Genomic DNA, 22920 nt, shown 5'->3' with positions numbered 1-22920 from the left:
ACAGAACGGTTTTCGTTTTCATTCCGTCGGGGACTCCATGTCGACCGTCACTCCGACGGCGAGGTGTCGGAGCCGGGAGGCGAGGAGTTCCATCTCGACGAACGTGCCCACGAGGCCGGTCGCCCTCAGCTCGTTCGCCAGGACGCGCGCTCGGGGCAGCGACAGGCCGTACACCTCCCGCAGAGCCCGGAGCACGGGCACCATGCGTGCCTCCGGGTCCGTCAACCGGAGGCGGGCTGGTCCGTGTTGCGTCAGGAGGGCTCGACGGATCTCCTCCGGCGTCACGTCGCCGCTGTCCTGGTCGCACCAGGCGACGGGACAGGACAGGCAGTACCCCTCGGTGCCCCAGCACAGCCGGCCGCGTTCGACGAACTGCCCGATGTCGAGCATCAGCACACCGTCGCACTCCGCGCATCGCGCGGTGACCGTCACGCCCTGGGTGATCACAGTGCTCCTCATCGCCCGGCCCGCTCACCGCCGGGCCAACTCACCGCCCGGTCCGCTCCGATGAGGCCGCATCGGCGCCCCGCACGTCAACTGCATATCGTCGACCGTCTGCCACGGGCCGTCCGGACGGGGCCGGCCGACGGGACACGTCACCGGCCGGAGACGGCGCGGGCGCACAGTCGCTTGCGCCCGGGCGGGGCCCGCCACTTGAATCGCGCCGTGGAATACGAGCAGACGGATACGGCCCGCTCAACAGCCCGTCCCGTCCCACCCCGGCCCCGGCCCGCGGAGGCCTCTGCCCCAGCCGGTCCTCTGCGGGAGCCGCCGCAGGAACCACTGCGGGAGCCGCAGCCGGGTCCTCCGGCGACGACCCCGCTCCCGCGACGACCGGACGGCACCGTCCACCTCGACGCGGCGCCCGCCCTCGCCGACGGCGTCCCGGCACTGGTCGATGTCTTCCTGCGGTCCGCGGACGACCGGCGGCTGCACCACAGCGCGACGCGCGCCCTGCTCGCGGCAGGCCCGCCGGCCGTCGAGGCGCTGGCCGCACATGTGCCCTGGGACCGCGGGACGGCCCTGCGGATCCGGCAGTCGCTGGCCTGGTTCCACGGCCGGGCCGACTGCGAGTCGGCCTACGCGGTCGCCGTTCTCACCGAACTCCTCAGCGACCCGGACAGCCGGACGAGAGCGGAGGCCGCCCGCTCGCTCGGGCTGGTGGGCGATCCCGTGGCGGCGCCGGTGCTGCTCCGCGCACTGGCCCACCCGGACCGGGACGTACGCGCCCGGGCCGCCCACGCGCTCGGCCGGTGCGGGGCCCGTGCCGCGCGCGAACGGTTGGAGGAGCTCACGCGGGACGACTGCGATCCGGAGGTCCGACGGGCCGCCGCCCTCGCGCTCCGGCTGCTCGCCCAGGAGCCGCCGGGCCGGCGGAGCAGCTGAACGGGGCCGGGCCCCGCGACCGGCAGCACCGGACATACCGAACACACCGGCAGCGCCGGACGCACCAGTAACGCGGTCAGCCAGGTCGGGCGGTCAGGACGAGCGGCGGGGCTTGCCCCGCTTGGTGCCCTTGGGTGCGCCCGACCCGCCGGAGCCGCTGCGGGCGGGCCGACCGGCCGTCCTGCCGCCGGCCGACTTCCCTGCGGCCGACCGGCCGGAGCCGGACTTCCCGCCGACCGCCTTCCCGCCGGCCGCCTTCCCGCCGGCCGCCTTGCCGGAGGCCGCCTTGCCCCCGGCGGACTTGCCTGCGGCAGACTTGCCTGCGGCGGGCTTGCGCCGGCCGTCGGACTGCTCCGGCGCCTGCGCCGCGGCGGGGGTGCGCGAGCTGTTCACGGTGCGCCCGCGGACGATCCCGATGAACTGCTCCACCAGATCGGTGGTGGCGTCCTGCGGCCACGACAGTGCGACGCGCGACTCGGGGGCGCCCGGCATCGGCCGGTAGGTGAGGTCCCTGCGGTGGTGCAGGCGGGCGAGCGACTGCGGGACGACGAGCACGCCGATGCCGGCGGCGACGAGTTCGACGGCGTCCCCGGTGGTGGCGGGGCGCTCGATCGCGGGCCGGCCCGGCAGGCTCTCCCAGGCGAGGGTGTCGTCGAGCGGGTGCAGCACGATCTCGTCGGCGAGGTCGTCCTCGGACACCTCGTCGACGGCGGTCAGGAGGTGGTCCTTCGGGACCACGACCACGGTCGTCTCGGTGTAGAGCGGGATCGCGCTGAGGTCCGCGCCGTCGACGGGCAGCCGGACGAGCCCCGCGTCGGCGTCGGCGCCGCGCAGCGCTCCGGACGCCTCGGCGGCGGGCACCGGGACGAGGGTGAGGGGGACGTCGGGCAGCCGCTCGTTCCAGATCCGCACCCACTTCGTGGGCGTCACTCCCGGGACATACGCCAGCCGGAACGAAGGGGATGCTTCCGAGCCTGTCACCCCGCCAGGTTACCGGTCGTGGTCGGAGGTGGTGCACACGCTCGATACCCTTGGGCCCATGACGTCGCACAAGACACCCCAGACGATGAAGCCCGCGACCGCGGCGAAGAAGCTCGGCGTGTACCTCGAAGCCACGCCCGCCGAGTTCCAGGAGGGTGTCGTCTCGCGCACCGAGCTGAACACGCTGCAGTCCGACCCGCCGGAGTGGCTGCAGGAGCTGCGCCGCACCGGCCCGCACCCCCGCCCGGTGGTCGCGGCGAAGCTCGGCATCTCCATCGCCGGCCTCGCGCGCGGCGGGGTCTCCGACGCCCTCACCACCGAGCAGATCGACGCGCTCAAGGAGGAGGGCCCCGAGTGGCTGCAGCGTGAGCGCGCCACCCAGGCGGAGGTCCGCAAGGAGGCCGTGCGCATCAAGGAGAAGGCCGCGGAGCGCACCAACCAGCCCCGCCGCCCGCGTTCCTGACCACTCCCGACCTCCCCTGACCGCGACCTCCCCTGACCGCCCCTGACCGCTCCGCCCGGCGTACGAGCCCGGCGGTGCGGGCCGGTGTACGAGCCCGGCGGGTCGGCCGGTTCGGGCCCGGCGGGTCGGCCGGTTCGGGCCCGGCGGTGCGGTGGCCCCCGCTCAGGGTCCGCATCCGGGGCCGGTACACTGGAGCTGCGAAGGGGAGTAGTCCCGAAACACCGGCAGGTCGACATACTGGACGTCCGCACACCAGCGGGCGGCCCGGCCGCCGGGCCGCACAGGCCTCCGGGTCGGCGCGGTGGACGAGACCTTCGGCCAAGGCATGACCGGTGCCCGCATCCTGCGGGTGCCGACTTCGTCGTGCCGGGCCGAGAGTCCTCCCGCAGCCCGTCGAGGGTGTTCCGCGCAAGGTCCCGGGCCCGGCCCCAGCAGAAAGCCTCCCGGATGTCCCTCGACCCCCTGGCGATCGTCACCGCCTTCGGGCTGATCTTCCTCGCCGAACTCCCCGACAAGACGATGTTCGCATCGCTCGCCATGGGCACCCGCATGCGGCCGCTGTACGTGTGGCTCGGCACCTCCGCCGCCTTCATCGTGCACGTGGCGATCGCCGTCGGCGCCGGCAGCCTGATCGGGCTGCTGCCCGGCATGCTCGTCAAGCTGGTCTCCGCGGCGCTCTTCGCCTTCGGCGCGTTCGTCCTCCTGCGCAGCGGGGACGACGACGGGGACGACGGCGCCGGGAAGACCGTCACCGGCTTCTGGCCGGTCTGGACGACCGCGTTCATGGCCGTCTTCATCAGCGAGTGGGGCGACCTCACGCAGATCACCACCGCGAACCTCGCCGCGACCAACGGCGTGCTGTCCACCGCGATCGGTTCCGCCGCCGCGCTGATGTCCGTCTCGGCGCTGGCCCTCGTCGTGGGCCGGTTCATCGCGAAGCGCGTCCCGCTGCGCCTCGTGCAGCGCATCGGTGCGGGGTGCATGGCCGTCCTCGCGCTGTGGTCGCTGATCGAGGCGTTCACCGGCTGACCGTGGCACCGCGCCGCCCTCGCGAGGGGGTCGGCGGCCGGCTTCGGCCGGGCCCCGGGGGTCCGCTGCTCACGCGGCGGGCCCCCGGGGTTTTCGTGTCGCCGGCCGTGGCCGGCGAGCCGCCGGGGAGCGACGGTCCGCCGGGGCCGTCCGTCTACACTTGCGTAGTCGCCAGGGTGGCGGACCAGGTGGCGGACCGGCCGTCCCGGAGAGGCCGCTGCCGCTGCCGCCGGGCCGGAGCGACACCTCCGCCCCGCCCGGCGGGGCCACGGCGGAACGGGGAGAGATGACCGACGCGAAGGACTCCAGGCGCCCGCAGGGCGAGCTCGTCGCCGATGTGCTCGCCGTGCTGTGGGCCGCCCGGGAACCGCTCACCGTCGGCCAGGTCAACGACGCCCTCGACGGCGACCTGGCCAGGACCACCGTGACGACGATCCTCACCCGCCTCCACGAGCGGGGCACCCTGGCCCGGCACCGCGTCGGCCGCGGGTTCGTGTACGCGCCCGTGCACGACGCCCCCGGGCTCGCGGCCGGCCGGATGCACCGCGAGCTGCGCAGCGAACCGCACCGCGACCTCGTGCTGGAGCGGTTCGTCTCGACCCTGTCCGAGGACGACGAGGAGGTGCTGCGCCGGCTGCTGCTCGCCCCGCAGGACCCGGACGGCGACGCGCGGTGAACCTCCTCGTCGTGCTCGCGCTCGTCGGTCCGTGGCCTGCCGTGGCGGCCGCCCGGCGGCTGGCCGACCTGCTGCCGCCGAAGGCCGCGGGGCTCGTGCTGGCCGGCGCCGCGGTGGCACTCGCGGGCGCGACCGCACTGGCTCTGGCCGTCCTGGTGGGCGGCGGGCTGCTCCACCTGCCGCAGATGGCCGCCGCCGGCCGGATGTCGCTGCCCTGGCTCGTGTCGACGTCTCCGGCGGCCGTGCCCGCAGCCCTCGCCGCGGGCACCGCGCTGGCCGTCGCGGCCCGGCTGGCGGCCCGCCGCTGGCGCGGTCAGCAGGCACTGCTGCGCCGGACCTGGGAGGCAGTGGACGCGCACCCGGTGGGCGGCGACCTGACGGTGCTCCCCGACGCCGCGGCGGACGCCTACGCGCTCCCCGGCCACCGGGGACGCCCCGGCCGGGTCGTCGTGACCGCGCCGATGCTGCAGGCGCTCGGGCGGCGCGAGCGGGACGTCCTGCTCGCCCACGAGCGGGCCCACCTCGCCGGGCGCCACCACCTCCTCTCACGGGCGACCCGGATCGCGAGCGCCGCGCACCCGGCGCTGCGCGGGCTGCGGGCTCCGCTGGCCTTCCACCTGGAACGCTGGGCGGACGAGGACGCCGCCGCGGCGGTCGGCGACCGCCGGCTGGCCGCTGCCGCCGTGGCCCGGGCGGCGCTGGCCGCCTCGGACACCGGCCGGCGGGAGGGGCTGCTGCTCGCGGCAGCCACCGGGCCGGTGCCGCGCCGGGTCCGGGCGCTGCTGGGCCCCGCGCCGCGGGTGCCGCGCGGCCGGGCACTGCGGGTCGCGGCAGCCGGACTGCTGGCCGTGGTCGCGTTCTCGGTGATGCTCAGCGTCGGTTCGGCGTACGAGCTGCACGAGTACGTGGAGCAGGCCCGGTCGGTGGTGCGGGGCCGCTGAGCCGCCCGAGCAGCGGCAGCCACAGGCCCAGCCAGGCCGCCGCGAGGAGCCAGCCGCCCACGACGTCGAGCGGCCAGTGCACGCCGAGGTAGGCACGGCTCACGCCGACGGCCGCCGCCACGAGGAGCAGCACGGCGCGGACGGGTGCCGCCCGTGAGCGCGGCGCCGTACGGCCGATCGCCTGCGCAAGGAGGCCCGCGGCGACCGCCGCGGTGAAGGCGTGCCCGGAGGGGTAGGCGTGCGCGCCGGGCGGCGGGCCTGCCCAGTCGGCCACCGGGGGACGGGGGCGGGCGAGCGCGAGCATCAGCCCGGTGCGCAGCAGCTGGCCGGCGGCGAGCACGGCGGCGGGCGCGCACAGGGCCGCGAGGCGGTACCCGGTGGTGCGGGCGGCCCGCGCGGCGAGCGTTCCGGCGGCGGCCGCCGCCAGGTAGGGCGGCAGCCCGGTGCCCAGCCGGGTGAGGGTACCGACGGCACGTACCGCCGCGTCCGGCCGGTGGGCGAGCATCCAGGCGTGCGCGGAGCGTTCCGCGGCCAGGGGTGCACCGCCGTGCGCGACGGCCACCGCCGTCACGACGGCGAACAGCAGCAGGACCACCGCCGGAACGGCGGCACGGGCGGCACCGGCAGCGCGGCGGAGCGGAACAGGGGCAGGCGCAGGGCCGGGCGCGGCCGGGATGTCCGTGGGCGGCCCGGCCTTCGGCGGGGTCGCCCGTCCACCGGTGGTCCGGGGCATCGGCGGGAGCGCCTCTCTCTGGAGGTGCGCACGCCGCACCCTGGACCGTCTACATCACTGTCGACAGACTACAGAGATGTAGACGGTCACGGCTGCCCGGTGGTTCCGCGCACCCCGCTGCGCGGCCGGGCCCGCCAGACCTCCCCCGCCGCCGAGCTGAGGCCGTACCGCCGGAGCCGAGGTCGCGCCGCCGGAGCTCAGGCCGTACCCGCGGAGCTCAGGTCGCGCCGCCGGCGCGCGTCAGCCCGAGGTCGTACGCGAAGATCACCGCCTGGACGCGGTCCCGGGCGCCGATCTTCGCCAGCACCCGGCTGACGTGGGTCTTCACCGTCGACTCCGCGAGCACCAGCCGCTCGGCGATCTCGCCGTTCGTCCAGCCCCTGGCCATGGTCACGAGGATCTCGCGTTCGCGTTCCGTGAGCGCCCGGTAGCGCGGGTCGTCGCTCTCGGTGCCGGCCACGCGGACCGGCAGGTGGTGGGCGTAGGCGTCCAGCAGCCGGCGGGTGAGCCCGGGGGCGATCACCGCGTCGCCGGAGGCGACCGCCCGGATCCCGGCCAGCAGTTCCTCCGGCAGGGCGTCCTTCAGCAGGAATCCGCTGGCCCCGGCGCGCAGCGCGGCGTGGGCGTACTCGTCCATGTCGAAGGTGGTCAGCACCAGGACCCGGGAGCGCCCGCCGTCGGCGACGATCCTCCGGGTGGCCTCGATGCCGTCCATCCCCGGCATCCGCACGTCCATCAGCACGACGTCCGGGCGCAGCTCGGCTGCGCGGCGCACCGCTTCCGCGCCGTGCGCGGCCTCGCCCGCCACGGCCGTGCCGGGCGAGCTTTCGAGCAGCATGCGGAAGCCGAGCCGCTGGAGCGGCTGGTCGTCCACGATGAGGACGGTGGTCACGGGGTGCTGCCTCCGGGGTGGGCGGGCGGGTCGAGGGTCAGGCGGGCTTCGACGGTCCAGCCGCCGCCGGGTCGCGGCCCGGCGGCGACCGTGCCGCCGTAGAGGGCGGCGCGCTCCCGCATGCCGACGAGGCCGTGGCCGCCGCCGGGCGGCGGTGCGGCGCCACGGGGCGGGCCGGTGACCTGCGGGTCGGCGGCGGGTCCGCGGTCGTCGACGCGGATGCCGACCGTCGGGCCGTCGACGGTGACCCGGACCTGCGCGGAGGTCGTGCTGCCGGCGTGCTGGAGGGTGTTGGTCAGTGCTTCCTGGGCGATCCGGTAGACCGTGAGCTGGGCGCCCAGGTCGAGGCTGTCGAGCGGGCCGCTCGTGCGGTAGGTGACGGTCGGGCCGGCGGCCCGGATGCGTTCGCAGAGGTCGTCGAGGTCCGCGACGCCGGGCTGCGGCCGGAGCACGGCGCCGTCCTCGCGGTCGGCCCGCAGCACGCCGAGCATCCGGCGGATCTCCCCCAGCGCCTCGCGGCCGGTGCCGGCGATCAGGCGCAGGGCCTCCCGGCCGCGCCCGGGGTCGGCCTCGGCCGCGTACGCGCCGCCGTCCGCCAGGCCGATGATCACCGACAGGTTGTGGCCGATGATGTCGTGCATCTCCCGTGCCACCCGGGCCCGCTCGTCCGCGGCGGCGAGCGCGGCGCGCTGGTCGCGTTCGACCTCCAGTTGCACGGCGCGCTCGCGCAGGGCCGCCATGTGGGCGTGCCGGATCCGCAGTGCCAGCCCCAGGGCGACCGACGCGGTCGCCGCGCTGAGGAGGAAGAAGAGGGCGTCGCCGACGGTCACCACGCTCGACACCCGCAGGGCGACGAGCCCCAGCGCCCCGGCCATCACCGCGCACGCCCACGGCAGGTGCCGGAGCCGGCCGTGCAGGGCGAGGCCGTAGAGGGCGATCAGCAGGGCGATGTCCGCGCGGACCATCACGAGCAGGGCCCACTGGAGCGCGAAGACGGCGGCGATCACCGCGAACGCCCCGGTGGGCGCCCGGCGGCGCCACCACAGCGGCAGCACCAGGGCGAGCTGGAACGCCAGCGTGCCGGCCACGGGCAGCCGGGTGAACCGGAACTTCACCTCGTGGCGGCCCGCCCCGTCGTGCACCAGGTCCGGCAGGCAGAACATCGCGAACACGGCGGCCACGACGAGGGCGTCCAGGACCCACGGGCGCTCCCGGTCGAGGCGGCGGAGCCGCCGCCCCACCGCCACCAGCCGGACGATCACGGGGTGGGCGGAGAACGCCTCCAGCCCCGGCGGGGAGAGCGCGGGGAGGGCCACCGCGGGGCCGGCGGGCAGGTCGGTAGGCACAGGGGTCACCCGTCCATGATGGGCGGACGCCGGCGGCGGGCCGACCACGAGGGTCGTCCGGCCGCCGGGCGTCGCACGGTTGCGCCCTCCCGGGCAGGACGTCGGCAGGGCATCGACCGGGGCAGGACATCGGCCGGGGCGGGGAGCGGTCCCGGCCGGGGCGGCGGTCACGCGTCTGTCACGCGTCTGTCGGGCACCGGCCGGACACCGGTCAGGCGTCGGTGCGCACCAGCCGCCAGGCGGCACCGGCCAGGGCCAGCGCCGTCCAGCCGAGGAGGACCGCCAGGCCTGCCGCCGGTGTCAGGGTGCCCGCCGAGTGGTGCAGGGCGAACGCCGACTGGCCCGCGGCGCTGGGCAGGTACGGGCTGATGTCGTCCTGCCAGGAACTCGGCAGCAGGCCGATCAGGCCGGGGATCAGCATCAGCACGGCGACCAGCACCGAGATGCCGCCCGCCACCGAGCGCAGCAGCGCGCCGAGGGCGGCGCCGATCACGCCCACCAGGCCGAGGTAGAGCCCGGCGCCGAGCAGGCTGCGGACGACGCCCGGGTCGGAGAGCGTCAGCGCGGCGGGCGTGCCGGAGACGATGCCGCTGCCGACGAGGAAGGCGGCGAACGCGCCGACCGTCCCGACGAGCAGGGCGACCACGCCGTAGACGGCGGCCTTCGACCAGAGCACCGGCAGGCGGCGTGGCACGGCCGCCAGGGTGGAGCGGATCATGCCGGTCGAGTACTCGCCGGCCGTCACCAGCACGCCGAGGACGCCGAGGGCCAGCTGCCCGAAGTTCGTGCCGAACAGCGACAGCTGCACGGCGGTGGCGTCGGCGAAGTCGCGGTCGAGGCGCTCGCCCGCGGTGATCCGCGACTTGTAGTGCGCGGAGGCGATGATGCCGAACGCCACCACGAACAGCAGGGCCAGGCCCAGCGTGATCCAGGTGGAGCGCAGCGACCACAGCTTGGCCCACTCGGCGCGCAGCACGCGCCGGCCGGTGACCCGGTAGACCGGCCGGGGGCCGGCCGCCGCCGCGGGGTCGGCGGTGTGGATCGGGGCGATCGTGCTCATGCCACCCTCCCGGGGGTGTCGGTTCCGGTTCCGATGGTGCCGGTGGTGCCGGTGGTGCCGTGGTACTCGACGGCGTCCCTGGTCAGCTCCATGAACGCCTCCTCCAGGGACACCGCCCGTGCCGTCAGCTCGAACAGGGCGATGCCGTGCGCGGCGGCCGCCAGCCCGATCTCGCGGGCGGACAGTCCTGCCACCTCCAGCTCCTCCGAGCCGGCCCGGCCGGTGATCTCCACGCCGGGCGCGGACAGCACCTCCCGCAGCCGGGCCGGGTCGGCGCTCGCCACCTTCACCGTGTCGCCGCCGGCCCGGCGGACGAGCTCGGAGACCGTGGTGTCGGCCAGCAGGCGGCCGCGGCCCACGACGATCAGGTGGTCGGCGACCAGGGCCACCTCGCTCATCAGGTGCGAGGAGACGAAGACCGTACGGCCCTCGGCGGCGAGCGTGGTGAGCAGGTTGCGGATCCACAGGACGCCCTCGGGGTCGAGCCCGTTGACGGGCTCGTCGAGCATCACCGTGGCCGGGTCGCCCAGCAGCGCCGCGGCGATGCCCAGCCGCTGCCCCATGCCGAGCGAGAACGCCCCGGCGCGCTTCTTCGCGACGCTCTGCAGGCCGGTCAGTCCGATCACCTCGTCGACCCGGCGGCGCGGGATCCCGTGCGTGTGGGCCTGCGCCATCAGGTGGTCGAAGGCCGACCGGCCGGGGTGGATCGACCGGGCCTCCAGCAGCGCGCCCACCTCCTGCAGCGGGGAGGTGTGCTCGGCGTACCGCCGTCCGTTGACGGTGACCGAGCCGGTGGTCGGGGCGTCCAGGCCGACGATCATCCGCATCGTGGTGGACTTGCCCGCGCCGTTCGGCCCGAGGAAGCCGGTCACCGAACCCGGCCGGACGGTGAAGTCCAGACCGTCGACGGCCGTCTTCTCGCCGTACCGCTTCGTCAGCTGCTGCGCCTCGATCATCGGTGCTCCCTTGCGCTCGCCACCCGGCCGTCCGGCCGGCCCACCGCCCACGCTAGGGCCGGTACCGGCCGCACACCGTGGTACCGGGGGCGCGACCCACGCCGATCGGGTGGTACCGCGGTACCACGCCGCCCCGGACCGCCCGCCGCGGAGCCGCACCGACGGCCCCCGCCACGGCTGCGGTCACGGCCTCCGCCGCGGCCCTGGTCACGGCCTCCGTCACGGCTCGAAGCGGTAGCCCATCCCGGCCTCGGTGAGGAAGTGGCGGGGGTGCGAGGGATCGTCCTCCAGCTTGCGGCGCAGCTGGGCCATGTAGACGCGCAGGTAGTTGGTCTCGGTGCGGTAGGCGGGCCCCCAGACCTCCTGGAGCAGCTGCTTCTGCCCGACGAGGCGTCCGGCGTTGCGGACGAGGACCTCCAGGAGGTGCCATTCGGTGGGGGTGAGCCGGATGTCGGTGCCCTGGCGGTGGACCTTCTTGGCGGCCAGGTCGACGGTGAACGACGCGGTGGTGAGCACGGCGTCGACGGCGTCCGCGGGGAGCGGCTCGGCGCGGCGGACGGCGGCGCGCAGCCTGGCGAGGAGTTCGTCCATGCCGAACGGCTTGGTGACGTAGTCGTCGGCCCCGGCGTCGAGGGCGTCGACCTTCTCGCCGGACGCGTGCCGGGCGGAGAGCACGATGATGGGCACGCGGGTCCAGCCGCGCAGGCCGCGGATGACGTCGGTGCCGTCCATGTCGGGCAGGCCGAGGTCGAGGACGACGACGTCCGGCGGGTGCGCGGCGGCCGCGGCGAGCGCCCCGGCGCCGTCGTGGGCCGCGTCCACCTCGTACTTGCGCGCCTTGAGGTTGATCACCAGGGCGCGGACGAGCTGGGGTTCGTCGTCGACCACGAGGACGCGGGTCACGAGGGGGGACCACCCTTCTGTCGGTGCGGTGCGGGGCCGGGTCCTTCGGAGCCGGGCGGGGTCAGGGGGAGGGTCACGACCATGGTGAGGCCGCCGCCGGGGGTGTCCTCGGCGGTGAGTTCGCCGCCCATCGCCTCGGTGAAGCCGCGGGCGACCGCCAGGCCGAGGCCGACGCCGTTGCCGCGGGGCGCGTCGCCGTGGCGCTGGAACGGCTGGAAGATCCGTTCCCTGGCGTCCTCCGGGACGCCGGGGCCGCGGTCGACCACCCGTAGTTCGAGGCGTCCGGCACCGGGGAGGTCGAGCACGTCGGCGCGGACGGTGACGGGGATGCCGGTCGGGGTGTACTTGACGGCGTTCTCGACCAGGTTGGCGACGACGCGCTCCAGCAGGCCCGCGTCGGCCGGTACGAGCGGCAGGTCCTCCGGCACGTCCAGGCACACGGCGTCGGCCGGCACGGCGGCGAGCGCGAGCGGCACGACCTCGTCGAGGTCGACGTCGCGGGTGAGCGGGGTGACGCTGCCGGTCTGCAGCCTGCTCATGTCGAGCAGGTTGTTGACGAGGTGGTTGAGCCGGTCGGCGCCGTCCTCGATGCCGGCGAGGAGTTCGGCCTCGTCCTCGGGGGCCCATGCGACCTCGTCGGAGCGCAGCGAGCTGACGGCGGCCTTGATGCCGGCGAGCGGGGTGCGCAGGTCGTGGGAGACCGCGGCGAGCAGGGCGGTGCGGATGCGGTTGGCGTCGGCGAGGCGGCGGGCGTCCGCGGCCTCCTCGGTGAGGCGGCGGTGTTCCAGGCGGGCGGCGGCCTGGGCGGCGAAGGCCGCGAGGATGCGGCGGTCCTCGGCGGGCAGCATCCGGCCGGTGAGGACGAGGGTGAAGTGCTCCCCCGCGGGCACGTCGACCGAGGCCTCCTCGGGGGATGCCGCCGGGTGCGGGCCGGCTGCGGCGAGGCAGTGCCAGGAGCCGTGGTCGCCGGTGCGTTCGAGCAGTGCGGCGGACTCCGTCTGGAAGGTGTCGCGCACCCGGGCGAGCAGGGCCGCGACGGTGTCCTTCTCCTGCTCGGCCCCGCCGGCGAGGAAGGCGAGCACCTCGGCCTCGGCCCGGCTGCGGGCGGCGAGCTGGGCGCGGCGGGCCGCGAGGTCGACGACGGAGGCGACGGAGATGCCGACGCCGACGAAGACCGCCAGCCCCAGGATGTTCTCCGGGTCGGAGATGGTGAAGGTGTGGGTGGGCGGGGCGAAGTAGTAGTTGAGCAGCAGGGAGGCGGCGAGCGCGGAGGCGATCGCCGGGAAGACCCCGCCGAGCAGGGCGGCGCCGACCGTCAGGCTGAGGAAGAGCAGCATGGCGGTGGGCAGTCCGGGACCGGCGCCGGTGCCGACCAGCAGCAGGGTGAGCAGCACCGCGCCGCCGCAGCCGAGCAGCCAGCCCGCCAGGGTGCGCACCCGGCCGAGCCGGACGGGCAGCCGCCCGGGCAGGGCGGGGCGGCCCGCGGCGGCGTGCTCGTGGGTGACGACGTGCACGTCGATGTCGCCGCACTCGCGGGCGACCGTCGCGCCGACCCCGGGGTCGAGGAGGTAGCGCCAGGCCTTGCGGCGGCTGGTGCCGAGGACGATCTGCGTCGCGTCGGCACCGCGGGCGAAGTCGAGGATCGCGGTGGGCACGGTGTCGCCGAGCACCGGGTGGTAGGTGCCGCCGAGGTCCTCCACGAGCCTGCGCTGCTCGGTGAGTTCGGGCAGCGGTGCGGCGGGCGCGGCGTCGGGGCGGACGACGTGGACGGCGAGCAGTTCGCCGCCGGCCCCGCGGGCGGCGATCCTGGCCGCGCGCCGGATGAGCGTGCGGCCCTCGGGCCCGCCGGTGAGGCCCACGACGATGCGCTCCCGGGTGGGCCAGGTGGCGTGGATGGCGTGCTCGGTGCGGTAGTGCCTGAGGTACTCCTCGGCGCGGTCGGCCGTCCACAGGAGGGCGAGCTCGCGCAGCGCGGCGAGGTTGCCGGGGCGGAAGTAGTGGGAGAGGGCGGCGTCGACGCGGTCGGGCGGGTAGACGTTGCCGTGGGCGAGCCGGCGTCGCAGGGCCTCCGGTGTCATGTCGACGAGTTCGACCTGGTGGGCCCGGCGCACCACCTCGTCGGGCACGGTCTCCCGCTGCCGCACACCCGTGATGGTCTCGACGACGTCGCCGAGCGACGCGAGGTGCTGGATGTTGACGGTGGAGAGCACGTCGATGCCCGCGGCGAGCAGTTCCTCGACGTCCTCCCAGCGTTTGGCGTTCCTCGAACCCGGCACGTTGGTGTGGGCGAGTTCGTCGACGAGGGCCAGGCCGGGGTGCCGGGCGAGCACGGCGTCGACGTCCATCTCGGTGAAGGTCGCGCCGCGGTGCTCCAGCCGCCTGCGCGGCACCGTCTCCAGGCCGTCGAGCAGTTCTGCGGTGCGCGGGCGGCCGTGGTCCTCCACCAGGGCGACGACGACGTCGGTGCCGCGCTCCGCCCGCCGGTGGGCCTCGCCGAGCATGGCGTACGTCTTGCCCACCCCGGGCGCTGCGCCGAGGTGGATCCGCAGCCTGCCGCGCCCCATGTGCACCAGTCTCGATCGAGCCGTCGCGCCCGACCCCGCCGGACACGTGTTCACCGGCTACGAGCGTATGTGCGACGGTGGCCGCGCCGCCCCTTCCACCCTTTTCGCGGCTTTCGTCCTGACATCTTCTTAACGCCGCACGTCGCACGCCGTACGCCGCACACCGCACGTCGCCCGGTACGCCCCGGAGGGCCGCGTCCGGGCGTACCGGGCTGCGTCAGTGGGCGGTGTCAGTGGGCGCGGACCTGGACGACGGCGTGACGGCCGACGGTGCGCCACGCCTCCCCGTCGGCGTCCAGGCGGGCCACCACCGCCGCGTCCAGGCCGACGGCGACGTCCGACTTGAGCGTGCGCAGCGCGGCGACCGGGGACGGGAAGCCGCCGGCCGCGTCGGCGAAGGCCGTGGTCGGCGGCCACCACCGGTCGCCGACCAGGCGCCGGTAGTTGAGGTCGCCCTTGACGATCGTCATCGCCACGCCGGAGAGGTCCGCCCGCAGGTCGTCCGGCATCGCGTCGAACGGCAGCGGCGCGCAGAGGAACGGGTGGGTGCGGACCTCCAGCCGGCCGTCCGTCATCGCCTGCCACAGCCGGGCGCCGACGGCCTGCGCCTCCGCGCCCGGGGCGCTGCGCAGCCGTCCGAGCGCCGCCACCACGTCGGCGGTGGTCGCGTCGGAGACGAAGTACGGCTGCGGCTTCACGAGGAGCAGCACCCCGGAGGCCCATCCGGCACCCAGGAGGTGGTCGATCAGCGCCAGATCGGGCAGCAGCTCGGGACCGGCGTTGTCGGCGAGCAGGCAGACGCGTCCGCCGTCGGCCCGCCGCAGGGCGGACCACAGCAGCGGCCCGTCGTCGGCGAGCAGGCCGCCGGTGGCACCGGACGGCCCTGCGGTCATGCGGAAGCTCAGGTCGGCGCGGTTCCCCCAGAGCGCCGAGGCGAGGAGCGTCTCCGCGCGGGCCTCGTCGGGCAGCGCCGCCAGGTCGTCCAGTGCGGCCAGCTCCCCGTCGACGGCCGCGCCGGCCAGCTCCGCGTCCTTGAACGGCGCGAACGGGTCGACGCCCCGCCACGTGCCCGGCCGGAACCAGCCGGTGGCGTCGAGCAGCCGGCGGTAGAACCAGCTCTCCGCCCACAGGAACGGCGCCTCGCCCCACGGCCGGCCCCACAGCCCGCTCCCCCACGCCAGCCACTCCGCGTGGTCGTGCAGGTCGGCCGCCGGCGGCTCCAGGACGCCCTCCGTGCTCTCGGCGAGCAGCCGCTCCACCGCCGCCCGCTCGGCGGGGCCGTACGGCAGCGCGTCGAGCACCTGCCGGACGAGCACCGGATGGCGCTCGTGGAAGACGCCCCAGGCGAAGGACCCCGGCACGTCGGCACGGATCACGGGTGCGGTCGGCACGGGTGCGGTCGGCACGGAACGCGTCCTCCTTCGTGGGCGGCCCCGGCTCGGCCCCAGCCGCGGCCGCGGGCCGTACGGCACGGCTGGTCCGACCCTAGGCCCTCGCCGTCGCCGCCGGGGTCCAGGGTCCGGGGTGCGGGGTGCGCCGGGGTGGCGGCCCGCACGTCCGCGGAACCGGCGCGCGAAACGGGGTTTGGTGGGGGGCCGGGCCGGTCAGGCGCGGGGAGGGGGTGCCCGCAGAACCGGACGAAGGGAAGCGGCGACGTGAAGACGAGTGTGAACGGCGGCCGGCCGGCGACGGCGACCCCGCCGAGAGGCACGGTCGGCGGCACCGGCCCGGGCACCACCACCGGTGGCGGCCCGGGCACCGGCGGATCCCGGCCGGTGAACGAGCTGGTGCACGAGGCGACCGAACTGGCCTCGCGGCTGGTGCGGCAGGAGGTGCAGCTCGCCAAGGCGGAACTCACCGAGAAGGGCAAGCGGGCCGGCCTCGGCGGCGGACTCTTCAGCGGCGCCGGGCTGCTCGCGATCATCGGCCTCCAGGCCTTCGTCGCGGCCGCCGTCGCCGGTCTGGCCCTGGTCATGCCGCTGTGGGCGGCCGCCCTGGTCGTGGGCGGCGCGCTGATGCTGATCGCCGGCATCCTCGCCCTGGTCGGCCGGGGACAGCTGAGGAAGGCGGGATCCCCCGTGCCCGAGCAGGCGATCGCGACCACCAGGACCGACATCGACGTGATCAAGGAGCGTGCACACCGATGACCTCCAAGCACAGCACCGGCGGGGCGGCCCCCACCGTGGCGGATCTGACCTCGCAGATCGCGGACACCCGCGACAGGCTCGCCGACACCGTCGAGCAGCTCGCGGCCAAGGCCGACGTCGGCGCCCGGGTGCGCGACGCCGCCGACCAGGCCAAGGAACGCGTCAGCCGTACGGCCGACCAGGCCAGGGAACGGTTCGGCCGCACCACCGACCACGCGAAGGAACGCGTCGGCCACACGGCCGACCAGGCCAAGGAGCGCGTCGGCCGCACCACCGACCACGCGAAGGAACGCGTCAGCCACACCGCCGACCACGCCCGGCACGCCGTCGAGGACCGGGTCGGCAGTGCCGCGCACAGCGTGCGGGCCGGCGGATCCCGGGTGAAGGAGCACGCCGCGGGCTTCGCCGACACGGCCGGTGCCGCCGTCGGGGAGCACTCGGAGAGCTCGGCCCGCGAGATGGCCCTGGAGGTCGCCCGGTACGGCGGGCCGGTGCTCGCCGCGGCGGGCGGCATCATGCTCGGCACGGCCGTCGTGCTGGCCCTGACCCGCCGCCGGCACTGACCGCGGGGCCGTCACAGGGCCGTGGCGTTGCCGTGGCGGCGCGTCCCCGCCGAAATCCAGGTGACGAACGTCCTGCCGACGGCGACGATGCCTGGTGGCCGATCGAACGAGTCGGCCACCAGGAGGCACGGGGACCATCGGAACCACGAGTGCGGCACGGCAGCGTCCGGCCGCGGCATCGGCGGCGCAGGACGGGCTGAAGCTGCACCGCCGGGTGATGCGGCTGGACGGCCGGGAGTACACCGTCCTGGGGCTGCGGCCCGGTACCGCGGCGGGCTTCGCCACCAACCACTACCACCAGACCTGGCACATCCTGTCCGACCGGCACGGCGCCCGGCTGCTGGCCCGGCTGCTGTGGGGCCTGTCGTACGCACGACGGCCCGGCACGCTGATCGTGATCGACCGGCCGTTCCTCGACCCGACGCCGTTCGAGGGCGAGGTGAGCGACCCGGTCGTGCTCGTGCCCCGGCACCTGACGCCGCTGGACGAGGGGGCCGCCCGCGCGCTGAGGCGGTCCCTGCCCCTGCGCACGCCACCGGACGGAACCGTGCGCTGGCGGACCTTCGGGCTGGACCAGGCCCTCGCGGACCACGACGGCTGGCGGGGGACGGTGCGGGACGAGTACCTGCACGGCGGTGACTTCCGGAGCGAGGTCGCCCGCCGGGGCGGCCTCGTCATGGCCTCGGCGTCACCCTGGGAACTGCGCGACTGGGCGGTGTCCTCCGCGCGGCTGGGCGAGCACGGACCGTACGGGTCGGACCACACCTTCCTCGGCGAGGACTGCGTGGGGTCCGGTGAGGTGCAGATGTTCCGGCAGTACCGGGCGATGGTCTCCAGTGCGGTGGTGGCCCGCCGGGAGGTGCTGGCCGAGGACGGCGGCCTGGACCTTCCGCAGACCGTCCGCGAGCGGATCTGGCACCGCTCCGCCGAGGTCCGGCGCAGGACCGCCCGCCGCCCCGCACCGGCCCCGGTCTAGGACCTCCCCGGGCCCGGCAGGTCCGGTTCCGGCAGGTCCGGGCCCGGCCGGGTGCCCGCGGGCCGGGCCCGTCCTGCGCCGGCAGCGGTGCGGCGGGGACGCGGGGCGGGTTTCGCTACAGTCCGTGCCATGAGCGATCACGTGCATGCACCGTTCGGCAGTTTCCCGTCCGTCCACCGGGCGCTGGAGGTCTGCGAGCTGCTCGCGCCCCCGGTGGCGGACGCCCTCAAGAACTGGGACGACCGCGCGGCGGCGGAGTCCGTGCTGTACGTCGACACCGATCCCGACAAGGCCGACACGGCGGTGTTCTGCGAGGCCTACGGCGTGCAGCCGGAGGTGTCGGCGAACTGCGTGGTGGTGGCCGCCAAGCGCGGTGGCGAGGTGACCCTCGCCGCGGGCCTCGTGCTGGCCCACACCCGGCTGGACGTCAACCGGACGGTGCGGACGCACCTGGGCGCGCGCAAGGCGTCCTTCGCCCCGATGGACACCGCTGTCGAGGAGACCGCCATGGAGTACGGCGGCATCACCCCCGTCGGCCTCCCGGCCGCCTGGCCGCTGCTGGTCGACGCGGCGGTGGCCGCGGCGCCGCACGTGCTGGTCGGCAGCGGACGGCGGCGCGGCAAGCTCATCCTCCCCGGCCGGGCGGTGGCCGCCCTCCCGCGCGCCGAGGTCCTCCCGGGTCTGGCGTCCTGACCCGGCCCACCGACCCGGCCCGCCCGCAGGCCCCCACGGGGGTCAGCCGGGGTCAGCCGGCCGGGAGGACGGCCACCGAGGCCGATTCCGTGCGCAGCCGCACCTGGTGGGCGGCGCCGGGGCGGTCGGGCAGGGCGATCCTGACGTCCGCGGAGACCGCGTCGGAGGTGAAGGCGTAGGCGTCGCCGGCGGCCGCGGCGGGCAGGCGCAGGGCCACGGAGGCGGACACCGAGTCGAGGGAGAGCGTCCGGGGCGGGGCGGTGAAGGCGAGGTCGGCGCTGCCGGAGCGGACGGCGAGGGCGGCCCGCTCCGGGTGCAGGCCGACGGCGGTGAAGCGGACGGACGCGAGGGAGAGATCGAGGTCGCCGTCGAGTCCGGACAGCGAGATCTCCCCGGAGGACTGGCGGACCGTCAGAGGGGTGCCGGCCGGCAGCGACAGCTGCAGCAGACCGTGGCAGGGGCCGACCGGGCCGCCGTCGTCGGTGGCGCACCGCACCGGGAGGGCGCCGTCGGGCCGGGCGGGGCCGAACTCGACGTGCCCGAAGGTGTCCCGGCCCTCCGGCACGTACGTGGCGGTGGCCTCGGCGCCGGGGCCGGGGCCGGCGGCGATCTCCAGGCGGCCCGACACGCCGTCCAGGAGGACCGGCCCGGGGTGTGCCCCGGAGACGGCGGGCGGCGGCCCGGCCGGGCCGCCGGACCCGGCCCGGTGGGCGCGGGAGTCGGGCCGGGTCAGCAGCACGGCGGCGGACGCGGCGACCGCCAGGCAGACCACGGCGACGGCGGCCCGCCACCACGGCCCGCGGCCCCCGGGGCGGCGCAGGCCCGCGGCGGGCCGCGGCGGACGGACGGGCTGCAGCGGCCAGGGCTGCTGCGGCGGCTGCGGCGGCCGGGACGGCGGTGCGGGTACGGTCATGGCCGCCGTCTGCCCCGCCTGCCTCCCGGCACACGGCCCGCCGCTGACGTCCGGTCAGTCCCTCGGCGTGTCGGGGGCCGGGACGACGGCGCGGGTGCCGCGCCGCAGCACCAGGCGCAGGGCGTGGACGGGCTCGGCGGCCTGCCGGTCCCACCGCACGTCGAGGACGGTGTACGCGGGGTCGTCGGCGAGCCAGTCCGAGGCCGCGCGGAAGACCGCGGCCGGGTCGTTGCCCGCGAGCACCAGCGTGTCGGGTTCCTCCACGGCCACCCAGAGGTCGACGTGGTGGTTGACGAAGGCGCTCGTGCGGGCCCGCAGATCGTCGGCCACCGTGGCGGTCGTCTGATCGGTCGTCATCGTTCCTCCTTGTTCGTGTGTGCAGCGTGATCGTCCGAACCCATGCCCAGCGCGGGCGTTACCATGCGCGCCCACGGACGACCGGACGCCCCGTCAGGCATCCGGCCCATCGCCGGGATCCACCCCCGGGCCCCGCCGGCCCGCACCTGCTGGTAGAATGACGGTGTCGGCCTTCGGCGCGCCATCAGCGCACGGAGGCTTTTTTCATGCCCTCCCAGCCCCTGCACCCTCCGGTCCCGTCCACCTCCGCACCCGACTCCGCGCCCGCCGTCCCGGCGCCCGCCATCCTGGTGCCCGCGTCCGGCCGTCCGGCGGTTCCCGGCTACCGCGCCCTGCTCCGCAACGGCGAGTTCGCCGGCCTCTACGCGGGCTTCGCCCTCAGCGTCGTCGCGAGCACCCTGTCGGGCTTCGCGCTCGGCACCCTGGTCGACGACCGCACCGGCTCCGCCTTCCTGACGGCCGTCAGCATGTACGGCGGCTCGTTCGCCATGGTGCTCGGCGCGCTGACGGTGATGTCGGTGGCGGACGGCCGCCGTCCGCGCCGGACCCTCGTCGCGCTCCAGTGCCTGGCGTTCGCGGGCGCCGCCGTGCAGGCCGTCCCCGGGCTGCCGCTGGCCGCCCGGTTCGCCCTGCTGCTGGTGCCGGGGTTCTTCCAGTCCCTGGCGACCGGCACGCGGATGGGGCTGCTCGCCGAGGTCGTTCCGGACGCCACCCACGCGGTGGCCCGTTCCCTGCTGAACATCACGGCCGGCGGCACCGCCGTCCTCGGCTACGCGGTGGGCGCCGTGCTGCTGCACCGCCTGGGTCCGCACGGGGTCTTCCTCGTCGCTGCCGCCGCGGCGGGACTCGGCTCGGCCGTGGTGGCGGCGACCGTCCGGGAACACTCGATCCGGCTCACCCGCCGCCCGGGCCTGCGACAGACGTGGACGGTGAACCGCACCCTGCTCGCCGATCCGGGCCGCCGGGCCCTGCTGCTGAACCTCTGGGTGCCCAACGGCCTGGTCGTCGGCTGCGAGGCGCTGTTCGTCCCGTACGCGCCCGACCGTGCCGGTGTCCTCCTGGCCGCGTCCGCGGCGGGCATGCTCCTCGGCGACCTCGCGGTCGGGCGGCTGCTGACCGCGGAGCGGCGGCGCCGGTCGGCGTTCGCCCTGAGGCTGCTGCTCGCCGGCCCGTTCCTGCTGTTCGTGCTCCGGCCGCCGCTGCCGGTCGCGGTAGCCGCGGTGTTCCTCGCCGGGGCGGGGTTCGCCGCCACCCTGCCGCTGCAGGAGCGGCTGCTCGCACTGACCCCCGCGCCGGTGCGAGGTCAGGTCCAGGGCGTGGAGTCGGCCGGCCGGCTGACCTGGCAGGGCATCGGGGCGGCGGCGGCCGGCGGTCTGGCGCAGTGCCTGACACCGGGCACCGCGATGACGCTCGCCGCGGCGGCCTCGGTGGCCGTCACCGTCGCCTCCCGGCGGGCCGTGCTCCGCGCCGGCGCGGATGCCGATGCCAATGCCGATGCCGGCGACACGGGGACGGAGGGTGCGCGCGCCGCCCGTCCGTGAGGGAAGCAGGGCCGTGGGGTGCCCCCCGGCCGCCGGAGGAAGACACGGCGGCCGGGCGGAACCCCTGGCAGGGGCGGCGGCACCGGCCGGTGGGGGGATACCGTCGGGTCGGCCTCGGCCCCTGCCTGACGGTGCGTCTCACCCGTCCCTGCGGCGGCAAACCCCGGCAACCGGAAAGAATCGACGCGGGCCGCTGCGGGCCGGAGGAGAACGGGCAGGGGCCCGCGGTGCGGGGCACCGGACGGTTGTCGGGAACTGCCGTCGAGGAGACCGGTCAGGCCGCGCCGGCCGCCCCGCGCCGCTGCCGCTTGCCGAGGGGTGCCTGCGAGAGGTCCTCGGCCTGCGAGCGGAGGTTCTTGAAGCCGTACCCGCGGCCGGTCAGCCACGCCTCGGCGGCGGCCTCGGCCCGGGCGGCGGCCGTCAGGAGGTCCTCGTCCGTCTCCCCGGTGTCGGCGAAGCGGAAGGTGAACGCGGTGCGGGCGGCGATGTCGTAGCTGAGGTGTCCCCCGGTGGTGAACGCGGCGCGCAGCACGTCGTGCGCGTCGGCGTCGGCGAGGAGGGCCGCGCGCTGCTCGGCGGTGAGGCCGTCGAAGACGCCGCGGACGGTGATACGGAAGGTGCGGGTGCTCATCCGCCCGACTGTAAGCGGCCGTGCCGCCCGTGCGCACGGCGTTTTCTCCGCCGGGAGGCGCGCCGGGAGGCATGATCGGTCACGTGCCGGCACCGGCCGGCACCCCACCACCCGCACGGGCGGCCGGCAGTGCCCGGCCCGTGCACGGAGAGGATGCGTCATGGAGTTCCGCCATCTCGGCCGCAGCGGCCTGATCGTCAGCGAGATCGCCTACGGCAACTGGCTGACGCACGGCTCGCAGGTGGAGGAGGACGCGGCCGCGGCCTGCATCCGCGCCGCCCTCGACGCGGGCATCACCACCTTCGACACCGCGGACGTCTACGCGGAGACCCGGGCCGAGTCGGTGCTCGGCCGGGCGCTGAAGGGCGAGCGCCGCGAGGGCCTGGAGATCCTCACCAAGGTCTACTGGCCGACCGGCCCCGGCCGCAACGACCGCGGCCTGGGCCGCAAGCACGTGATGGAGTCGATCGACGGCTCGCTGCGCCGGCTGCAGACCGACTACGTGGACGTCTACCAGGCTCACCGGTACGACACCAGCACCCCGCTGGAGGAGACGATGGTGGCGTTCGCCGACGTCGTCCGGGCGGGGAAGGCGCTGTACATCGGCGTCTCGGAGTGGACGGCGGAGCAGATCCGGGCCGGTCACGCGCTGGCCCGCGAGCTGCGGGTGCCGTTCGTCTCCAGCCAGCCGCAGTACAGCGCGCTGTGGCGGGTGATCGAGTCCGAGGTCGTGCCGGCCTGCGAGGAGCTCGGCATCGGCCAGATCGTGTGGTCGCCCATCGCGCAGGGTGTGCTGACCGGGAAGTACCTGCCGGGGGCCGAGCCGCCGGCGGGGTCGCGGGCGACCGACTCCAAGGGCGGCGCGAACTTCGTGGCGCGCTGGATGCGGCCCGAGGTGCTGGAGCGGGTGCAGCTGCTGCGCCCGCTCGCCGAGCAGGCCGGGCTGAGCCTGGCGCAGCTGGCGGTCGCGTGGGTGCTGCAGAACGCCAACGTGTCCGCGGCGATCATCGGCGCGTCGCGGCCGGAGCAGGTCGCGGAGAACGTGAAGGCCGCCGGTGTGACGCTCGACGCCGGGCTGCTCAAGGCGATGGACGAGATCCTCGCCCCGGTGGCGGAGTCCGACCCGGGGCGAACCGCGGAGAACGCCCCGAAGAGCCGCCCCTGACGCG

Annotated in this window: 24 protein-coding genes; 11 read left to right on the top strand and 13 right to left on the bottom strand. The window is 76.0% G+C overall.

Features of this window, described 5'->3' with window-relative positions:
* Nucleotides 1–18 precede the first annotated feature (18 nt).
* Nucleotides 19–459, bottom strand: a complete 441-nt coding sequence (locus tag SNE206_RS22470; RefSeq protein WP_407915270.1) for a hypothetical protein — start codon at nt 457–459, stop codon at nt 19–21.
* Between the two features lie 207 nt (nt 460–666).
* Between SNE206_RS22470 and SNE206_RS22465 the strand changes: the two genes are divergently transcribed.
* Nucleotides 667–1386 carry a HEAT repeat domain-containing protein gene (locus SNE206_RS22465; RefSeq protein WP_407915269.1) on the top strand — a complete coding sequence of 240 codons (720 nt, stop codon included), beginning with the start codon at nt 667–669 and terminating at the stop codon, nt 1384–1386.
* A gap of 93 nt (nt 1387–1479) precedes the next feature.
* On the opposite strand, the gene SNE206_RS22460 is transcribed toward SNE206_RS22465, so the two are convergent.
* Nucleotides 1480–2367, bottom strand: a complete 888-nt coding sequence (locus tag SNE206_RS22460; protein WP_407915268.1) for a LysR family substrate-binding domain-containing protein — start codon at nt 2365–2367, stop codon at nt 1480–1482.
* A gap of 58 nt (nt 2368–2425) precedes the next feature.
* On the opposite strand from SNE206_RS22460, the gene SNE206_RS22455 reads away from it, so the two are divergent.
* From SNE206_RS22455 to SNE206_RS22440, 4 genes are all read left to right on the top strand, one after another.
* Complete coding sequence (locus SNE206_RS22455; protein ID WP_407915267.1) at nt 2426–2830, top strand: DUF5997 family protein; 405 nt, start codon at nt 2426–2428, stop codon at nt 2828–2830.
* 447 nt (nt 2831–3277) lie between these two features.
* Nucleotides 3278–3859 carry a TMEM165/GDT1 family protein gene (locus SNE206_RS22450; RefSeq protein WP_407915266.1) on the top strand — a complete coding sequence of 194 codons (582 nt, stop codon included), beginning with the start codon at nt 3278–3280 and terminating at the stop codon, nt 3857–3859.
* A 286-nt stretch (nt 3860–4145) separates the two neighbouring features.
* Entirely contained in the window at nt 4146–4535 is a 390-nt protein-coding gene (locus tag SNE206_RS22445; protein WP_407915265.1) for a BlaI/MecI/CopY family transcriptional regulator, read from the top strand.
* On the top strand, nt 4532–5476 hold the full coding sequence (locus SNE206_RS22440; RefSeq protein ID WP_407915264.1) for a M48 family metalloprotease: 945 nt from the start codon (nt 4532–4534) through the stop codon (nt 5474–5476). The genes SNE206_RS22445 and SNE206_RS22440 overlap by 4 nt, the downstream gene beginning before the upstream one ends.
* On the opposite strand, the gene SNE206_RS22435 is transcribed toward SNE206_RS22440, so the two are convergent.
* From SNE206_RS22435 to SNE206_RS22400, 8 genes are all read right to left on the bottom strand, one after another.
* Entirely contained in the window at nt 5406–6071 is a 666-nt protein-coding gene (locus tag SNE206_RS22435) for a phosphatase PAP2 family protein (RefSeq protein WP_407915263.1), read from the bottom strand. The two genes, SNE206_RS22440 and SNE206_RS22435, sit on opposite strands and share 71 nt — an antisense overlap.
* A gap of 355 nt (nt 6072–6426) precedes the next feature.
* Complete coding sequence (locus SNE206_RS22430; protein ID WP_407915262.1) at nt 6427–7101, bottom strand: response regulator; 675 nt, start codon at nt 7099–7101, stop codon at nt 6427–6429.
* Nucleotides 7098–8387 (bottom strand): sensor histidine kinase, encoded by a 1290-nt coding sequence (locus tag SNE206_RS22425; RefSeq protein ID WP_407915282.1) that lies wholly within the window; start codon nt 8385–8387, stop codon nt 7098–7100. The genes SNE206_RS22430 and SNE206_RS22425 overlap by 4 nt, the downstream gene beginning before the upstream one ends.
* A 271-nt stretch (nt 8388–8658) precedes the next feature.
* Nucleotides 8659–9507, bottom strand: coding sequence for an ABC transporter permease (locus SNE206_RS22420; protein ID WP_407915261.1), 849 nt, complete (start codon nt 9505–9507; stop codon nt 8659–8661).
* Nucleotides 9504–10463 (bottom strand): ATP-binding cassette domain-containing protein, encoded by a 960-nt coding sequence (locus tag SNE206_RS22415; protein ID WP_407915260.1) that lies wholly within the window; start codon nt 10461–10463, stop codon nt 9504–9506. Before SNE206_RS22415 ends, SNE206_RS22420 begins: the two co-directional genes overlap by 4 nt.
* Nucleotides 10464–10682: 219 nt before the next feature.
* The gene (locus SNE206_RS22410) at nt 10683–11366 is read right to left on the bottom strand and encodes a response regulator (protein WP_407915259.1); all 684 of its coding nucleotides are present in this window, start codon (nt 11364–11366) and stop codon (nt 10683–10685) included.
* Nucleotides 11363–13930 carry an ATP-binding protein gene (locus SNE206_RS22405; protein ID WP_407915258.1) on the bottom strand — a complete coding sequence of 856 codons (2568 nt, stop codon included), beginning with the start codon at nt 13928–13930 and terminating at the stop codon, nt 11363–11365. Before SNE206_RS22405 ends, SNE206_RS22410 begins: the two co-directional genes overlap by 4 nt.
* 230 nt (nt 13931–14160) lie before the next feature.
* Nucleotides 14161–15336 carry a damage-control phosphatase ARMT1 family protein gene (locus tag SNE206_RS22400; RefSeq protein ID WP_407915257.1) on the bottom strand — a complete coding sequence of 392 codons (1176 nt, stop codon included), beginning with the start codon at nt 15334–15336 and terminating at the stop codon, nt 14161–14163.
* Nucleotides 15337–15705: 369 nt separating this feature from the next.
* On the opposite strand from SNE206_RS22400, the gene SNE206_RS22395 reads away from it, so the two are divergent.
* The 4 genes from SNE206_RS22395 (at nt 15706) to SNE206_RS22380 (ending at nt 18309) form a co-directional block, all read left to right on the top strand.
* Nucleotides 15706–16077 carry a phage holin family protein gene (locus SNE206_RS22395; RefSeq protein WP_407915281.1) on the top strand — a complete coding sequence of 124 codons (372 nt, stop codon included), beginning with the start codon at nt 15706–15708 and terminating at the stop codon, nt 16075–16077.
* Nucleotides 16074–16640, top strand: coding sequence for a DUF3618 domain-containing protein (locus tag SNE206_RS22390; RefSeq protein WP_407915256.1), 567 nt, complete (start codon nt 16074–16076; stop codon nt 16638–16640). The genes SNE206_RS22395 and SNE206_RS22390 overlap by 4 nt, the downstream gene beginning before the upstream one ends.
* A gap of 217 nt (nt 16641–16857) precedes the next feature.
* Nucleotides 16858–17616, top strand: coding sequence for a hypothetical protein (locus SNE206_RS22385; RefSeq protein WP_407915255.1), 759 nt, complete (start codon nt 16858–16860; stop codon nt 17614–17616).
* Between the two features lie 129 nt (nt 17617–17745).
* Nucleotides 17746–18309 carry a YbaK/EbsC family protein gene (locus tag SNE206_RS22380; RefSeq protein ID WP_407915254.1) on the top strand — a complete coding sequence of 188 codons (564 nt, stop codon included), beginning with the start codon at nt 17746–17748 and terminating at the stop codon, nt 18307–18309.
* A gap of 52 nt (nt 18310–18361) precedes the next feature.
* On the opposite strand, the gene SNE206_RS22375 is transcribed toward SNE206_RS22380, so the two are convergent.
* Together SNE206_RS22375 and SNE206_RS22370 are read right to left on the bottom strand one after the other, a co-directional pair.
* Entirely contained in the window at nt 18362–19222 is an 861-nt protein-coding gene (locus tag SNE206_RS22375; RefSeq protein ID WP_407915253.1) for a hypothetical protein, read from the bottom strand.
* Between the two features lie 54 nt (nt 19223–19276).
* Nucleotides 19277–19579, bottom strand: a complete 303-nt coding sequence (locus tag SNE206_RS22370) for a hypothetical protein (protein ID WP_407915252.1) — start codon at nt 19577–19579, stop codon at nt 19277–19279.
* Nucleotides 19580–19785: 206 nt separating this feature from the next.
* Between SNE206_RS22370 and SNE206_RS22365 the strand changes: the two genes are divergently transcribed.
* Nucleotides 19786–21120, top strand: a complete 1335-nt coding sequence (locus SNE206_RS22365; protein WP_407915251.1) for an MFS transporter — start codon at nt 19786–19788, stop codon at nt 21118–21120.
* Between the two features lie 274 nt (nt 21121–21394).
* On the opposite strand, the gene SNE206_RS22360 is transcribed toward SNE206_RS22365, so the two are convergent.
* Nucleotides 21395–21751: a DUF6204 family protein gene (locus tag SNE206_RS22360; protein WP_407915250.1), complete on the bottom strand. Its 357-nt coding sequence runs from the start codon at nt 21749–21751 to the stop codon at nt 21395–21397.
* Between the two features lie 160 nt (nt 21752–21911).
* Between SNE206_RS22360 and SNE206_RS22355 the strand changes: the two genes are divergently transcribed.
* Nucleotides 21912–22916: an aldo/keto reductase family protein gene (locus SNE206_RS22355; protein WP_407915249.1), complete on the top strand. Its 1005-nt coding sequence runs from the start codon at nt 21912–21914 to the stop codon at nt 22914–22916.
* Nucleotides 22917–22920 lie beyond the last annotated feature (4 nt).

Source organism: Kitasatospora sp. NE20-6, assembly GCF_045862635.1.
Note: the sequence above shows the minus strand (reverse complement) of the source record. Positions and strands in the feature narration are given on the sequence as shown.